Source organism: Pantoea sp. USMM079 (assembly GCF_037153115.1).
In the GTDB taxonomy this organism is placed as follows: domain Bacteria; phylum Pseudomonadota; class Gammaproteobacteria; order Enterobacterales; family Enterobacteriaceae; genus Pantoea; species Pantoea communis.
Map to the genome: position 1 here is coordinate 1 of NZ_JBBCKX010000041.1, position 15,534 is coordinate 15,534.

15 protein-coding genes and 1 pseudogene are annotated in these 15,534 nt (G+C 55.2%); 11 read left to right on the forward strand and 5 right to left on the reverse strand.

Features of this window, described 5'->3' with window-relative positions; genetic code table 11:
- Nucleotides 1-277 (forward strand): annotated as a pseudogene (locus WFP70_RS25960) (hypothetical protein); the annotation flags it as partial.
- A 137-nt stretch (nt 278-414) separates the two neighbouring features.
- Here the strand turns inward: WFP70_RS25960 and WFP70_RS25965 are convergent.
- Together WFP70_RS25965 and uxuA are read right to left on the reverse strand one after the other, a co-directional pair.
- Nucleotides 415-825, reverse strand: coding sequence for an ester cyclase (locus WFP70_RS25965; RefSeq protein WP_337024862.1), 411 nt, complete (start codon nt 823-825; stop codon nt 415-417).
- A 189-nt stretch (nt 826-1,014) separates the two neighbouring features.
- Nucleotides 1,015-2,079: a mannonate dehydratase gene (gene uxuA, locus WFP70_RS25970; protein WP_200577491.1), complete on the reverse strand. Its 1,065-nt coding sequence runs from the start codon at nt 2,077-2,079 to the stop codon at nt 1,015-1,017.
- Between the two features lie 294 nt (nt 2,080-2,373).
- Between uxuA and WFP70_RS25975 the strand changes: the two genes are divergently transcribed.
- The 8 genes from WFP70_RS25975 to WFP70_RS26010 all read left to right on the forward strand — a co-directional run bounded on the left by WFP70_RS25975 (nt 2,374) and on the right by WFP70_RS26010 (nt 9,077).
- Complete coding sequence (locus tag WFP70_RS25975; protein ID WP_160868822.1) at nt 2,374-3,120, forward strand: GntR family transcriptional regulator; 747 nt, start codon at nt 2,374-2,376, stop codon at nt 3,118-3,120.
- A 1-nt stretch (nt 3,121) separates the two neighbouring features.
- Nucleotides 3,122-3,988 carry a class II aldolase gene (locus WFP70_RS25980; protein WP_160868821.1) on the forward strand — a complete coding sequence of 289 codons (867 nt, stop codon included), beginning with the start codon at nt 3,122-3,124 and terminating at the stop codon, nt 3,986-3,988.
- The gene (locus WFP70_RS25985) at nt 3,969-4,442 is read left to right on the forward strand and encodes a PTS sugar transporter subunit IIA (RefSeq protein WP_337024863.1); all 474 of its coding nucleotides are present in this window, start codon (nt 3,969-3,971) and stop codon (nt 4,440-4,442) included. Before WFP70_RS25980 ends, WFP70_RS25985 begins: the two co-directional genes overlap by 20 nt.
- A complete protein-coding gene (locus tag WFP70_RS25990) occupies nt 4,439-4,723 on the forward strand; it encodes a PTS sugar transporter subunit IIB (RefSeq protein WP_034823315.1) in 285 nt (94 codons plus the stop codon). The genes WFP70_RS25985 and WFP70_RS25990 overlap by 4 nt, the downstream gene beginning before the upstream one ends.
- Before the next feature lie 78 nt (nt 4,724-4,801).
- Nucleotides 4,802-6,160, forward strand: coding sequence for a PTS galactitol transporter subunit IIC (locus tag WFP70_RS25995; RefSeq protein ID WP_337024864.1), 1,359 nt, complete (start codon nt 4,802-4,804; stop codon nt 6,158-6,160).
- The gene (locus WFP70_RS26000; protein WP_337024865.1) at nt 6,153-7,682 is read left to right on the forward strand and encodes an FGGY-family carbohydrate kinase; all 1,530 of its coding nucleotides are present in this window, start codon (nt 6,153-6,155) and stop codon (nt 7,680-7,682) included. The genes WFP70_RS25995 and WFP70_RS26000 overlap by 8 nt, the downstream gene beginning before the upstream one ends.
- The gene (locus tag WFP70_RS26005) at nt 7,651-7,920 is read left to right on the forward strand and encodes an HPr family phosphocarrier protein (protein ID WP_034823312.1); all 270 of its coding nucleotides are present in this window, start codon (nt 7,651-7,653) and stop codon (nt 7,918-7,920) included. The genes WFP70_RS26000 and WFP70_RS26005 overlap by 32 nt, the downstream gene beginning before the upstream one ends.
- Nucleotides 7,921-8,129: 209 nt before the next feature.
- Complete coding sequence (locus WFP70_RS26010) at nt 8,130-9,077, forward strand: sensor domain-containing diguanylate cyclase (protein WP_097118088.1); 948 nt, start codon at nt 8,130-8,132, stop codon at nt 9,075-9,077.
- 102 nt (nt 9,078-9,179) lie between these two features.
- On the opposite strand, the gene WFP70_RS26015 is transcribed toward WFP70_RS26010, so the two are convergent.
- Nucleotides 9,180-11,048, reverse strand: a complete 1,869-nt coding sequence (locus tag WFP70_RS26015) for an amidohydrolase (protein ID WP_442956374.1) — start codon at nt 11,046-11,048, stop codon at nt 9,180-9,182.
- A gap of 19 nt (nt 11,049-11,067) precedes the next feature.
- Entirely contained in the window at nt 11,068-11,628 is a 561-nt protein-coding gene (locus WFP70_RS26020; protein WP_337024867.1) for an antibiotic biosynthesis monooxygenase, read from the reverse strand.
- 129 nt (nt 11,629-11,757) lie between these two features.
- Between WFP70_RS26020 and WFP70_RS26025 the strand changes: the two genes are divergently transcribed.
- A complete protein-coding gene (locus tag WFP70_RS26025) occupies nt 11,758-12,666 on the forward strand; it encodes a LysR family transcriptional regulator (RefSeq protein ID WP_160833022.1) in 909 nt (302 codons plus the stop codon).
- A gap of 6 nt (nt 12,667-12,672) precedes the next feature.
- On the opposite strand, the gene WFP70_RS26030 is transcribed toward WFP70_RS26025, so the two are convergent.
- A complete protein-coding gene (locus WFP70_RS26030; RefSeq protein ID WP_337024868.1) occupies nt 12,673-14,262 on the reverse strand; it encodes an MFS transporter in 1,590 nt (529 codons plus the stop codon).
- A 217-nt stretch (nt 14,263-14,479) separates the two neighbouring features.
- On the opposite strand from WFP70_RS26030, the gene WFP70_RS26035 reads away from it, so the two are divergent.
- Entirely contained in the window at nt 14,480-15,304 is an 825-nt protein-coding gene (locus tag WFP70_RS26035; protein ID WP_166933595.1) for an alpha/beta fold hydrolase, read from the forward strand.
- Nucleotides 15,305-15,534 lie beyond the last annotated feature (230 nt).

Below are 15,534 nucleotides of genomic sequence, written 5' to 3' on the forward strand. Positions count from 1 at the left end.
AGGGGAGCTAAGCTGCGGGACAAGGTCTTACCTTAATGGACGCGTCAGATTCACCCTGTTTCAGGTGAAGGTAGCTAACCATCACCTACTGCAGGATTCAAGATACAAGGATGCGCGCGCCCAGCTGATTGTGCTGAGTGAAGCGGCGCGGAAAACCCTGGCCGATGCGCGAGCACAGCGTGCAGACTGGATCGCTGCGCTGATCACCGACAAACTGGACGACAGCGCGCGCGACGATCTGCAAAAGGGCCTCGCGGCGCTGCGTCAGCTGCTGTAGCTGGCTCAATACCTGCGCCAGCTGCTGTAGCTGGCTCAATACCTGCGCCAGCTGTTTTCACTCTGCTTTAACTGGCTTCTTGCCTGCGCCTGCCATTTCAGTTTGCTCTCACCGGCCCACTTCCAACGTCAATCCCTTTAACCCTGCTTCAACTGGCTCAACACCTGTGCCAGCGTGTTGAGTCCCCAGTGTTCTGCATATTTCCCCTCGGCAATCCGCACCATATCGATCACCGCGATCGTCACCGCTTTACCGCTGGCAGGTATACCCAGCAGCGTGCCGGTATGCACGCCGGTAATGGTTTTACGGGTGGTTACCCAATCGCGTTCGGCCACCTGATCGTCGATCGTCACCTGTAACGGGGAAATTGCGGGACGCAGGATCTGATCGAAGGTGTGCCACAGGCTTTCACGATCGTTGGGGGCGCCCGCCGGTGACGATCGATTAACAAAATTCTCCCCAACAAGATCGTCAAAAGCCTCGCGCTGGCCTTCCACGATCACCTGCTGATTAAAGCGTTGCACGATACGTTTGTTGTGTTCAGACATGGTGAGTCTCCGCTATATGTACAGTTAGACTGTATATATTGAACTTTGATCATTCGTAAATGATAGGCAGGCTGTGCGGTAGGCTGAAGGAATGCCGGGCAAAAAAAAACCCTGCAAACGCACTGCTTACAGGGTGATGGGTAATTTCATTCAGGCTGCGATTGCGGCGACCTGTACTGTCAGTGTTTTTTAACGCTTATCCAATGCTTCCCACAGCCCCATCAGGTAAGTGGTGCCGAGTGCACGGTCATACAAGCCGTAGCCCGGACGTCCGGTTTCGCCCCAGATAAAGCGGCCGTGATCGGAACGGATATAGCCATCGAAGCCATTGTCGTGCATCGATTGCAGCACCTTGTACATATCCAGCGAGCCGTACTCAGTAGGATGTGCGCACTCGTAGAAATCTTTGTCCTGAATAATCTTGATGTTACGTACGTGCGCAAACGGAATACGTTTACGGCGTGAGAACTCGGCCAGAATACCGTACACATCATTCTGCGGATCTTCCGCAATCGATCCGGTACACAGCGTGATGCCGTTAGCTTCGGAATCCACCACGTTACAGATCCAGTCGAGATCCTCGCGGTTCTTCACAATGCGCGGCAAACCGAAGATCGAATACGGTGGATCGTCAGGATGGATCGCCATCTTCACGCCCACTTCTTCACATACCGGGATCACCGCTTTCAGGAAGTAAGCGAGGTTTTCACGCAGCTTGTTGTCGTCAACGTCTTTGTATTGTGCAAACAGATCCTGAACTTTCGCCAGACGCTCTGGCTCCCAGCCTGGCAGCGCGAAACCGTTTGAGTTACCCAACACTTCCTGCACCACTTCGTCGAGGCTCTTATCGATGCCTTTCTTCTCGAACGCCATGGTGAGTGAGCCGTCAGGCAGCACGTAGTTCATGTCGGTCTTCATCCAGTCAAATACCGGCATGAAGTTGTAGCAGATCACTTTCACGCCGACTTCAGCGAGGTGACGTATGCTCTGCTTGTAGTTCTCAATATATTGATCGCGGCTCGGCAGGCCGATCTTGATGTCGTCATGAATGTTGACGCTCTCGATCACTTCCACCGTCAGACCGGCGGCATGTACCTGATCAACCAATGCTTTAATCTTATCTTTCGGCCAGGTTTCCCCGACCGGCACGTCATACAGCGCGCCGACTACGCCACGCACACCTGGCACCTGGCGAATATATTCCAGCGAAACTTTATCTTCTTTGGGACCAAACCAACGCATTGTCAGTTGCATAATCTCATCCACCGTCATCGTGTTGCTGCGATAACTGTTAAACTACCATTCTAGTAAACATGATCACAGCATCGACTAACGAATATCTCTTGATCCTCGTCACAGAACACAATTTCTCCATCGGAAGTACAGTGCACAGATTTCAAGTGAGATACAGATCACACTTTATTGTCACAGATCCGGTACGCGAAAACGTGACTGTCCTCGATCCCTCGCCAGACGCAATTCCCTACTATAAGCCTCGAAGTTGTACATGATTGTCCATAGACAACTCTGAATGTTCAGGTGCGCGCCATGAAAACATTGAGTAAGAGTTCGCAGGTCCCGCTCTATCAGCAGGTAGTGGAGTGGATTCGCGAGAGTATCTATACCGGCGATCTGGTGGAGGATGACCGCATTCCTTCGGAGTTCCAGATCATGGATATGCTTGACGTCAGTCGCGGTACGGTGAAAAAAGCCGTGGCGCAGTTAGTCAAAGAAGGTGTGCTGGTACAAGTGCAGGGCAAAGGCACCTTCGTTAAGAAAGAAAACATTCGCTATCCATTGGGGGAAGGGTTGCTCTCTTTCGCCGAGTCACTGGAAAGCCAGCAAATTAATTTCAGCACGCAGGTGATCGCCACGCGGGTTGAACCGGCCAACCGTTATATTGCCGAAAAATTACGCATTAAACCGGGGCAGGAAATTCTTTATCTGGAGCGGTTACGTTATATCGATGATGAAAGAGTGATGCTGATTGAGAATCGCATCAATATGGAACTGGTACCCGGCATTGCCGAGGTGGATTTTAATCACAATAACCTGTTTCCCACCATCGAACGATTATCGCAACAGAAAATACGTTATTCCGAAAGTCGCTATGCCGCGCGCTTAATCGGTAATGAACGCGGACATTTTTTGGATATCAGTGAGGATGCGCCGGTACTGCATTTAGAACAGTTGGTGTTTTTCTCACGTGAATTGCCGGTGGAATTCGGCAATGTCTGGTTAAAAGGAAATAAATATTATTTGGGAACCGTTCTGCAACGAAGAGAGGTAAGCTGACATGCCATTAGTCAACGGTCATCAATTTATTCGTCAACTGGAAAATAAGCGCGTGCTGGCCGGCGCCTTTAATACCACCAATCTGGAAACCACGCTCGGCATATTAAATGCGATTGAACGCAGTAACGTGCCGAATTTTATTCAAATCGCGCCCACCAATGCGCGTTTGTCCGGCTATGACTACATCTATGAAATGGTGCAGCGTCGCGCCGCACAGATGGATGTGGCGATCAGCCTGCATCTCGATCACGGCCGCAATATGGATGATATCCGCCAGGCGGTGCGTGCCGGATTTACTTCGGTAATGATCGATGGGGCTGCGCTGCCGTTTGAAGAGAACATCAAGCTGACGCGTCAGGCCGTGGAATTCTGCCAGAACTACAACGTGCCGGTGGAAGCTGAGCTGGGTGCGATTCTGGGTAAAGAAGACGATCACGTCAGCGAAGCGGATTGCAAAACCGACCCGCAGCAGGTGGTGGAGTTTGTGCGCGAAACGGGCTGTGACCTGCTGGCGATTTCGGTCGGTAATGTGCATGGACTGGATGATATTCCGCGTATCGATCTGCCGTTGCTGGCGGAAATTGCGCAGATCACGCCCATCCCGCTGGTCATCCACGGCGGTTCCGGTATCGCGGACAGCATCTTGCAGCAGTTTGTTAATCATCGGGTGGTGAAAGTGAACATCGCCAGCGACCTGCGCCGTTCCTTTATCACCAGCGTCGGTCACGCATGGCAGAAGAATCACAATGAAGCCAATCTGGCGGCAGTCATGTCCGATGCGCGTCAGGCGGTGGAACATGAGGTCTACCACAAGATTCTGCGTTTGAATGATATCAGTGAGGCCGCGTATGCAGGGGATCCAGTTTAAGCCGCACTTTGTGCAGCACCTCAATGAGGGGCTGAGTGTCGATCAGGTGATTCGCCAACTGGCACAGCCGCTGGTGGAGGAAGCGCTGGTGGTCGCAGATTTTGCCGAGCATGTGCTGGCGCGTGAGCAGGATTTCCCCACCGGCTTACCGACGGAACCGGTTGGCGTAGCGATTCCGCATACCGACCATCGCCATGTGCGCCACAACGCCATCAGTATCGGCATTCTGCCGCAGCCGGTGACCTTTGCCGATATGGGCGGCGAGCCAGAACCGGTGCCGGTGCGCGTGGTGTTTCTGCTGGCACTGAGTGAAAGTAACAAGCAATTAAATGTGTTGGGCTGGATTATGGAACTGATTCAGGATAGCGATTTTATGCAGCAATTATTGCAGCTTAACGATCAGGAAATTTATCAACGCATCACAGAAACCATGACCGAACGAGGTGAAGTATGAGCCAGACGATATTATTTGTATGTGCTACCGGCATTGCCACATCCACTGCCGTGACAGAGAAAGTCATGGAATACTGCCAGGAGCACGGTCTTAATGTGAATTACTCGCAAACCAACGTCGCTTCTTTGCCCAATAATACCGACGGTGTTGCTCTGGTGGTGTCTACCACTAAAGTGCCTTATGAATTAGATATCCCGGTGGTTAACGGCTTACCGATTATTACCGGTGTCGGCGAAGAAAAAGTGCTGGAAAAAATTGTCGAAATTTTGAAAAACCAATAATTACTTATTTATTTAATCCGATTGCCATAATAGGGCGCTAACGCCAGGTACGTTTACGCCCGTCATAAGGGGTCTGCCATGAATGAAATCGCTCATAGCCTCTACACCGTGGTGCAATATATATTGGGTTTTGGCCCAACCGTATTATTACCGCTGGTGCTGTTTATTCTTGCACTGTGCTTTAAGGTCAAACCGGCCAAAGCCTTGCGCTCATCGTTAACCGTAGGCATTGGCTTCGTCGGGATCTACGCCATCTTCGATATTCTCATCAGTAATGTTGGCCCGGCTGCGCAGGCAATGGTAGAGCGCACCAATATTAATCTGCCAGTGGTGGATCTCGGCTGGCCGCCGCTTTCTGCTATTACCTGGGGATCGCCGATTGCACCGTTCGTCATTCCGCTGACGATTCTGATCAATGTGGCGATGCTGGCAATGAACCGCACTCGCACCGTCGATGTGGACATGTGGAACTACTGGCACTTCGCGCTGGCCGGTACGCTGGTTTACTACAGCACAGGCAGTTTCTTCTTCGGATTACTGGCCGCTGCCATTGCCGCCATTGTGGTACTGAAGCTGGCAGACTGGTCCGCGCCGATGGTGCAGAAATACTTTGGTCTGGAAGGAATTTCACTGCCGACGCTGTCCGCCGTGGTGTTCTTCCCGGTGGGCTTGCTGGTGGACAAAATCATCGACAAGATCCCCGGCCTCAATCGTATCCACATCGATCCACAAACCGTGCAGAAGAAGCTGGGCATCTTTGGTGAGCCGATGATGGTCGGTACTATTCTGGGCCTGCTGCTGGGGGTTATCGCCGGGTATGACTTCAAGCATATCCTGCTGCTCGGTATCAGCATTGGCGGCGTGATGTTTATTCTGCCGCGCATGGTGCGCATCCTGATGGAAGGCCTGTTGCCGCTGTCGGAAGCGATCAAGAAGTACCTCAACACCAAATACCCAGGCCGTGACGATCTCTACATCGGGCTAGATATCGCGGTGGCAGTGGGCAACCCGGCGATCATCTCTTCCGCGCTGCTGCTGACCCCCATTTCCGTGTTCATCGCCTTTATCCTGCCAGGCAACCAGGTGCTGCCGCTGGGCGATTTGGCGAACCTCGCGGTGATGGCGTCGATGATCGCGCTGGCCAGTCGTGGCAACATCTTCCGCACCGTGCTGGCGGCGATTCCCGTGATCGTGGCCGACCTGTGGATTGCCACCAAAATCGCGCCCTTTATTACCGGCATGGCGAAAGACGTGAACTTCAAGTTTGCCGAAGGTTCCAGCGGCCAGGTCTCCAGCTTCCTTGACGGCGGCAACCCGTTCCGCTTCTGGCTGCTGGAAATCTTCAACGGCAACGTGATAGCGATTGGCCTGGTGCCGGTGGTGGGTCTGGTGCTGTGGGGCATCTTCCGCCTGACACGAGGTGCCGTGTATGCCTGAGAACGCTGCGGCCATCGTCATTGATATCGGTACGACTAACTGTAAAGTCGCCTGTTTTTCTCGTCGGGATGCGTCCCGACTGGATGAGCGTAAGTTCGTCACACCCAAAATCACTTCGCCCACGGGTAACGTCGATTTCGATATCGATGCGCTGTGGCAGCAGGTGGTGGCGACGATGCGCAGCCTGATCGCGGCAACGGATTGCCCGGTGACACATATCAGTATTGCCAGCTTTGGTGAGTCCGGCGTGTTTCTCGACGAGGCTGGCAATATCCTGACGCCGATGCTGGCCTGGTATGATCGTCGGGGCGAAGAGTATCTCGCCACCTTAACCGAAGCGGACAGCCAGCGGTTGTATCAAATCACCGGTTTGCCGCTGCACAGTAATTATTCGGCCTTCAAGATGCGCTGGCTACTGGATAACTATGCGCTGCGCGGGCGTCACGGTTTGCGCTGGCTGCATGCGCCGGAGGTGCTGCTGTGGCGATTAACCGGCGCACAGCGAACCGACACCACGCTCGCCAGCCGCACGCTGTGTCTCGATCTCCAGCAGGGAAGCTGGTCGGCCCAGGCCGCCGATATTTTGCAACTGCCGCTCGATGCTTTTGCCCCTCTGTTGACGCCGGGTGAAGTGGCGGGGTGGGTGACACCCGCGTGCCGTGAGGCACTGGGGTTAACCCAGCCGGTGTGCGTCACGCTGGCTGGACACGATCATATGGTGGGCGCGCGGGCACTACAGCTGCAAACCGGCGAGGTGCTGAACTCTACCGGTACCACCGAAGGCATCTTGCTGCTGCAACCGCAGCCTTTGCTCAATGAGCAAGCCCGGCGCGACAAACTCGCCAACGGGCGTTATTCGCGGGATAACCATTTCACGCTATTCGCCTCACTGCCGGTGGGGGGCTTTGCGCTGGAGTGGGTGAGCAGCACTTTTCGGCTGTCGCGCGAGGAGATCGATGCCGCACTGGTACAAGCCACGCAGCGTTATCTGGCTGATGAGTGGCAGCCGGAAGGATTACCGCTGTTTATCCCGCATTTGCGTGGGTCCGGCTCGCCTTATAAAAACCGCCATACGCGCGGGTTGATGTACGGTCTGAGCGATACGTTGCCGCACGATGAACTGCTATTAACGGTGTTGTTTGGGCTGACTATGGAGTTTGCCAACTGCTTCACCTGTTTTGCGGTGCCTGCGGGACCCGCACTGAAAGTGATTGGTCCCGCCACACGCAATCCGCTGTGGCTTCAGCTCAAAGCTGACAGTCTGGCGCGAACGGTAGAAGCGATTGCCTTTGATGAAGCGGTATCCGTGGGCGCACTGCTGATTGCCTGTGCGGATGTGCCTCCACCTGAGGTGCGTGTGGCGCAGTGCTATCAACCCGACCCACAACGCGGCCACGCGTTGCAGCGTTATCAGCAGCGCTGGCAGGCGTTCTATCAATTTAAATTGCAGCAGGAAGGCGTTATTTCCCCCATTAACCAGGAGAACCGTCATGTTGAGTCAAATCGTTACCGTGAAAAATAGTACTGGCATCCATGCGCGCCCAGCGGCACAGCTGGCCAAGGCGTTAAAAGGCCATGACTGCCGCGTCACGCTGCGCTACGAAGGCAAAGACGTCAATGCCAGCAGTATGATGAACATCATGCGCGCTGGCATTAAAGCGGGTGGCAGCGTGGAAGTGGTATGTGAAGGAGGCGACGAGGCGGGTGTGCTGCATCAGGTTGTCACGATGTTTGATCAGCGCTTTGGCGAATCGGAGTAGACCTACAGGGCGCTGGCCCAGGCGGCTGGCGCGTTTTCTACTGCCTGACAGGAATAAAGAAAGTTTTGTTAGCTGAAATAACCTCAATGCTTCGCCGTTCCCTCTGAGCTTGATGCAATTTTCCGCTACTGATCGGCTTTTCATTTGTTTTATTTATCAGAAACTTCCTGGCAGGCAAAATAACCCTTATTTCCTCTCCGTCAGCCATCATGTCCGAAGAAGCGCTGCGTCAGCAGATTCAGAACCTGAAAAAGCATAATGCGCGCTTAAAGCGCATAGCGCATGACGCGCGAAACAAGCTGAGTGCGGCGCTGGACGGAACCGGTTTATGTTTGTGGCAGCTGGATATTCCCAGCGGCAAGCTGGTGATTTTCAATCGACGCTGGGGCTCGATGCTGGGTTTTCAGCCGAAAGAGACTAAAGCGCAGTTTGAAGTCTGGCGCGAACGCCTGCACCCCGATGACGCCGATGAAGTGCTCAAGGCGTTTTACGATCATATCGAAGGGCGTGCGCCCTACTATGAGGCGCTGCATCGCATGCTGGGTAAGAACGATAAAATTACCTGGGTGCTGGATCGTGGGCGTGTGACCGAGTGGGACGAAGAAGGCAATCCGCTTAAAGTCACCGGCACGCATATCGATATGACCAAAGAGAAGCAGTATGAAGCGCAGCTCTCTTCATTGGCGCATCACGATCCGCTAACCGGCCTGACCAACCGCCACGCGCTGCAAACCCATTTCGCTAAAATGAAAGCGCAGGGGCCGCTGTGTGTGGCATTTATCGATCTCGATAACTTTAAGCATGTTAACGACACGCTCGGCCATCGCAGTGGCGATGAAGTGTTGATTCAGCTCAGCCAGCGCATTCTTGACCAGGTGCCACCGAACGTGGTGGTGGGCCGTTTAGGTGGTGATGAGTTTGTGCTGCTGATGCCGTTCCTGATCGATTTCCCCAAAGTGCGCATCATGATGCAGGCGGTGCTGGATGCCGCATTGACGCCGTTTGATGTTGATAACGGCCATGCGCAGATTGGTGCTTCGATTGGTGTGGCGACGGTGCAGCCGCACTTTAGTTTTGATGAGGCGCTGACGCGTGCCGATGAAGCGATGTACCAGATTAAGAAGAACGGCAAGCAAGGGTTTGGCCTGGCGGGGTAATCTTTTGCGGTTGCGGAAACAGACCCGCGCCACCGCCAAAGTCCGTGACCCCATTTGCGGCAAAGCCCTCTCACCAGGAGAGGGCCATAAACCGCCTTTAACTCAAAACGCGAAGCACGAACAGCCCAGCGCACCCCAGAAGGCATGGTTATCCGACACCGGCACCGAAGACTGGCGTGCCACATCGTGTGAGTGGCTATGCACGCCACAAGGGCCGCTACACTGGTGCACTTTCGGCATCATCGCCGCACGACCACTGGCTTGCGGTGGCGCGCTACGGTAGTGGCCCGGCACGGTGACCACCGGAGACCACTCTGGCAACACTGGCACCGGTGGCGGTGACAGCGGCGTAAACCCACCTGCGGCATACACCACTTCGCCATCGACCAGCGTCAATACCGATTCAATTCCTTTAATCTCCTCTTCCGGCACGCTGAAGAAATCTTTCGACAGCAGCACCAGATCCGCTAACTGACCCACTTTGATTTCCCCTTTGGCGTTTTGCTCGCTGGAGAACCAGGCGCTGCCTTTGGTCCACAGCATCAGCGCGGTTTCGCGGTCAATACGCGCATTGTCATCGTACAACTGCATGCCGCCGACGGTGCGGCCAGAAACCAGCCAGTAGAGCGCGGTCCATGGGTTGTAGCTGGCGACGCGCGTGGCATCGGTGCCCAAACCGACAGGCACCTCCGCATCCAGCATGCGCGCCACCGGCGGCGTCTGTTTGGCGGCTTCTTTACCGTAGCGATCGACGAAGTACTCACCCTGGAACGCCATACGATGCTGCACGGCCAGCCCGCCACCCAGCGCTTTAACGCGCTCAATGTTGGCTTCGGTGATAGTCTCGGCGTGGTCAAAGAACCAGTGCAGGCCGTTAAACGGAATATCGCGGTTTACTTTTTCAAACACGTCCAGCATGCGGCTGATCGATTCGTTGTAGGTGGCATGCAGACGGAACGGCCAGCGATGCTCAACCAGATGGCGCACCACGCGCTCCAGTTCATCTTCCATGCCGGGGGCCAGGTCGGGGCGCGGTTCGAGGAAGTCTTCGAAATCTGCCGCCGAGAACACCAGCATCTCGCCCGCTCCATTGTGACGCAGGAAATTGGTTCCCTGGCCCGGCTTCAGCATGTCGGTCCACTTCTCGAAATCTTCCAGTTCATGGCCGGGACGCTGGGTAAACAGGTTGTAGGCAATGCGCACCGTCAGCTGCTTTTTGGCGTGCAGTTCCGAAATCACATCGTAATCATCGGGATAGTTCTGAAAGCCGCCACCCGCATCAATGGCGCTGGTCAGGCCGAGGCGATTCAGCTCGCGCATAAACTGACGTGTGGAGTTGACCTGCTGCTCCAGCGGTAGCTTCGGTCCTTTCGCCAGCGTGGCGTACAGCAGCATGGCATTAGGACGCGCAATTAGCATGCCGGTCGGGTTACCATTGCTGTCGCGCTGGATTTCTCCGCCTGGTGGGTTCGGCGTGTCTTTGGTGTAACCGACCACACGTAGCGCAGCGCGGTTCAGCAGGGCACGGTCATACAGGTGCAGGATGAACACTGGCGTATCGGGCGCGGCGGCGTTGATCTCATCCAGCGTTGGCATGCGGCGTTCAGCAAACTGGAATTCACTCCAGCCGCCAACGACGCGCACCCACTGCGGTGAAGGGGTGCGCAAGGCCTGTTCACGCAGCATGCGCAATGCATCAGCCAGTGACGGTACGCCTTCCCAGCGCAGTTCAAGATTGTAGTTAAGACCGCCGCGAATCAGGTGCAGGTGTGAGTCGTTAAGGCCGGGAATACCGGTGTGGCCTTTGGCATCAATAATCTGCGTGTCGCTGCCCGCAAAGCGCATCACTTCCGCTTCGCTGCCTACCGCGAGAAACTTGCCGTCTTTGATCGCCACCGCAGTGGCTAACGGGTTGGCGCGATCCACCGTGTGGAATTTGCCGTTGGTAAAAATCAGTGAGGCCGTTGTCATCATCTCTTCTCCAGTTAGATTACGCATTGCGGCCAATAAGCCACTGTTTTAAAACACGGGTAATGATCGGCATCCACAGGAACACCACCAGTGCCACCACGCTGGCATCATTCAGCAAGTGGCCCCACAGCGTGCCGTGCGCGGCGGGCAACACCTGATTCCAGAACCACGGCACCAGGTTGGTAGAGGGAAAAATCACCCCCAGCGTCAGTAAGTATTGTTTCCATTTCGCCGGTTTGACCTGGCCTTTTTGCGCCGGGGTAAACCAGAACGCGGCGCCGGGGCGCACCTCAATATGTTCTGGCTGTGCCAGCATCGTTGGCAGGTTCTGGATTAACGTTTTGCGCTGATCCGATTTCAGCCAGGCGTACAGCTCATCCAGTCCGGTAAAACGAATCAGCACGGTGTAAGCATTGTCGCCGTGCACCGGGCGCAGCACGTTGACGCCAAGATGGCCAGGAAAGCTCGCGGCTTGCGGCATGATGGTGTCGAGCCACTGCTCATAATGGGCCTGCTGTTCTGGCAGGATGCTGTGGGTAATCACCAGCGTCACATGGTTGGCTTGTTGTGAGTAATTCATCGTAAGTTCCTGAGTTTCCGCTGGTGAAAGTGCTTGCGTCGTTGAGTAAAAAAATACGAAATGAGAGCGTTTATTGATAACGGATAGATTTTGGGTTGTTGTTCAACAATTTTTGGGGAGGCATGGGGTATGCGTTTAAACCTTGAGGCGCTGCTGATTTTGGATGCGTTGGATCGCCACGGCACCTTTGCCGCTGCGGCTGCGCGCTTGTTTAAAACCGCGTCGGCGTTGAGCTACACCGTGCAGAAGATGGAGAGCGATCTCAAGATCACGCTGTTGGATCGCTCTGGCCATCGCGCCACCTTCACCCCGACCGGGCGTTTGATGCTGGAAAAAGGGCGCACCCTGCTGCGCGCGGTGAATGAGTTAGAACAGCAGGCGCGCTATGTTGAGAGTGGCTGGGAAAGCCAGTTGGTGATCAGCGTCGATGCCTCACTGCCGTTTCGCATTCTCACGCCGCTGATTGATCAGTTTTATCAGGAGCACCCGCATACTCAGCTGCAATTCCGTCAGGACGTGCTGGCTGGCTGCTGGGAAGCGCTCAACTATGGCGAAGCGGACATTGTCTTTGGCGCGGTGCAGGAACCCGCCACGCGCAAAGAGATTGTCTGCCAGCCGCTCGGCTGGCTGGATTATGTGTTTGCTGTCGCACCGGAGCATCCTCTCGCTTCCGCACCTGAACCACTGCTGCGCGAGCAGATTCGTCAGTACCGCGCGGTGACGGTCCATGACTCGTCTCGTCACGGTGCAGGTATTGATCTACGCGTGCTGGATGAGCAGAAGACGCTGAGCGTGCATGACTTCCCGGCGAAACTGCAGGCGCAACTGGATGGCTTGGGCTGTGGTTACCTGCCGCTATACCTGGCGAGGCCGCATCTGGAGAGTGGCGCGCTGTTGGCGCGCCAGCTGGATAGCGAATGCCGCCGCGATATGGCGTATCTGGCGTGGAATGAAACCGCGACCGGCAATGCGGCAACCTGGTGGCGTGAGCATCTGCTCACGCTTCCTGGATTGCAGGAGATTTATTCTCCCGCGTAAAGGCTGTTATATCGCAATGTGGTGACTGACCTGCGGGGCTTCTTCACCCTGATGATATTGCAGAACGGCCTGCTGAAGTTCGGCATCGGCGTGCGACACACGCTGATGCTGACGCATATGCTCCTGCCAGGACTCCACCATAAACCACTCCAGCAATGCTGTCGGATCGTCGGTTTGCTCCATGAGTCCCCATGAATAGGCGCCATCACGGCGGCGAGACTGTGCCAATTTGTGAATCGCCTTTTTGAACGCGGCGCGATCTTCCTGCGGCACGCGGTAGCGAATCTGAATCAACACCGGACCATGACGCACATCGACATCGTCGTGCACCACCGGCATGGCCCAATGCTCAGCGGGTTGCAGATCCGCTTCACCCGCAGGCAGTGCCAGACGTTTCAGCAGTACGCCAGAGATCACCAGACCGGCCCCGGCAATCAGCAAAGTGGTGGCCAGCCCCAGTTGCTGCGCGATTAGACCCCACGCCAGACTGCCACCGGCCAATGTGCCGTTAAACACCATCAGATACACCGCCAGACCGCGACCGCGTACCCAATCCGGCAATACCGCCTGCGCTACGCCGTTCAGTGTGGTCAGCGCAATAATCCAGCCGACGCCCAGCACCAGCATCAACAACAGCGCCAGCCACTGCGGCGGGCTCATCGCTAATGCCAGCATGACCAGCGCACTCAGCACCGCAGAGAGCAGCAGCAAACCATCGTTACTGAGTTTGCTACGCAGACGCGGCAACAGCAGCGCACCGGCAATCGCACCGCCGCCCACTGCGCCCAGCAGCAAGCCGTAAAAGCCTGCGGTACCGTGCAGCATGGTGCGCGCTACCAGCGGCAGCAGCGCCCAGATGGCACTGGTAAAGGCGAAATACATCGCAGCGCGGAACAACACGCGATGCAGTTCACGGCTGGCTTTGACATAGCGCAGGCCCGCGCGGAAGGCACCAAAGAAGTGTTCGTTGAGTTCGGTTTTGGCTTTCGCCGAACGTTTCCAGTACAGCAGGGCAGCAATAACGAAAAAATAACTCGCCACATCGGCACCGTAGGCCGCCATGGCGCCTAAACTTGCCAGCAGTAAACCGCCAGTGGCAGGCCCGATGGCGCGGGCAATATTGATGCCGAGCGAGTTAAGCGCTACGGCGTTTTTTAGCTCATGACGCGGCACCAGTTCAGGGACAATCGCTTGCCAGGCCGGGCCAAACAGCGCGGCACCAATGCCACCGACAAAGGTCAGGCCGATCAGCCACTCCACGGTGAGCCAGTGATTGTGCGACAGCACCAGCAGAGTGCCGCTGACGCTGGCCATCAGAATCTGCACCACGATCAGCAGACGGCGGCGATCGACGATATCAGAGAGCACGCCCGCGGGCAGTGCCAACAGGAACACCGGCAGGGTGGCGGCGGTTTGCATCAACGCCACGGCGGTCGGATTATCGGATAAGCCGGTGACTAACCAGGCGCTGGCGACGTCGCGAATAAAGCTGCCGGTATTACCGAGTACCGAGGCGGTCCAGATCAGGGCGAACAGCCCGTAGGCGAAGGGAGAAAAAGCACCGCCGCGTGGCGTCGTTGGGTTTTGCTGGCTCATCATCGTGTTCCTGTAAATGTGCGATGTATGCACCTTACGAATCCCGCCAGACGCTTGATAGCGGAAAAAATCGGCCAACTTGTTCAGGCTTTTTTGACAGCTTTGCAGGGCAAAAATCTTTGAACGAGTTGTCAAAATCTCTGCTTTAGGTTTTTGCAGCAACCGAATGTAGTTTGATTGGCAGACACAACATCACTCACTTAACGGAGCAAAAAACATGAGCACATTCAAAGCAAAAGACGGCGTTAACCTGTATTACAAAGATTGGGGCAAAGGACAGCCCGTGCTGTTCAGCCACGGCTGGCCGCTGGATGCGGATATGTGGGATAGCCAACTGAATTTCCTCGCCGAACGCGGCTATCGCGCCATTGCGTTTGACCGTCGCGGTTTTGGTCGCTCTGAGCAGCCGTGGGAAGGCTACGATTACGATACTTTCGCCGATGATATTCATGCGCTGATTGAGCATCTGCAACTGGATGACATCACGCTGGTGGGCTTCTCAATGGGCGGCGGTGATGTCTCACGTTATATCGGTCGCTACGGTACGGCGAAAGTGAAAGGGCTGGTGCTGCTGGGCGCGGTGACGCCCATCTTCGGCAAAACCGATGACCATCCGGAAGGCGTTGAAAAAGCGGTATTTGATGGCATTAAAGCGGGCCTGCGTAAAGACCGGGCGCAGTTTATCAAAGACTTCGCCACACCGTTTTATGGCGCCAATGCTGGCCAGACCATTTCTGAGGGCGTGATGACACAGACGCTGAATATCGCGCTGCTGGCCTCACTGAAAGGCACGATTGATTGTGTGACGGCTTTTGCCGAGACCGATTTCCGCGCCGATATCGCCAAAGTGGATGTGCCGACGCTGGTGATCCACGGCAGCAACGACCAGATTGTACCCTTTGAAGCCACCGGTAAGTTGGTACACGAGATGATCGAAGGCTCGGAGCTGAAAGTGTATGAAAACGGTCCGCACGGTTTTGCGGTGACGCATCAGGATCAGTTGAACGACGACTTACTGGCGTTCTTGCAGGGAAATAAATAACTACAGGTTTCGATGCGCCGCGATTAATGACGCTGTCTGGCAGCAATATTGCTGCCTTCAGATGCGTAATTGATTGCGTAATGTTGAAAACGATTAGAGAGAAGAAAGGGCGCCTGATGCGTAATGCCGATCAGTTAAGACAAAAATGATCGGTTGAACGATCCGGCAGTTCTGCAAAAATCCGTAATCTCTCAGGGATTACGGATTTTTTTATGCTTCTCAGTCAGGCT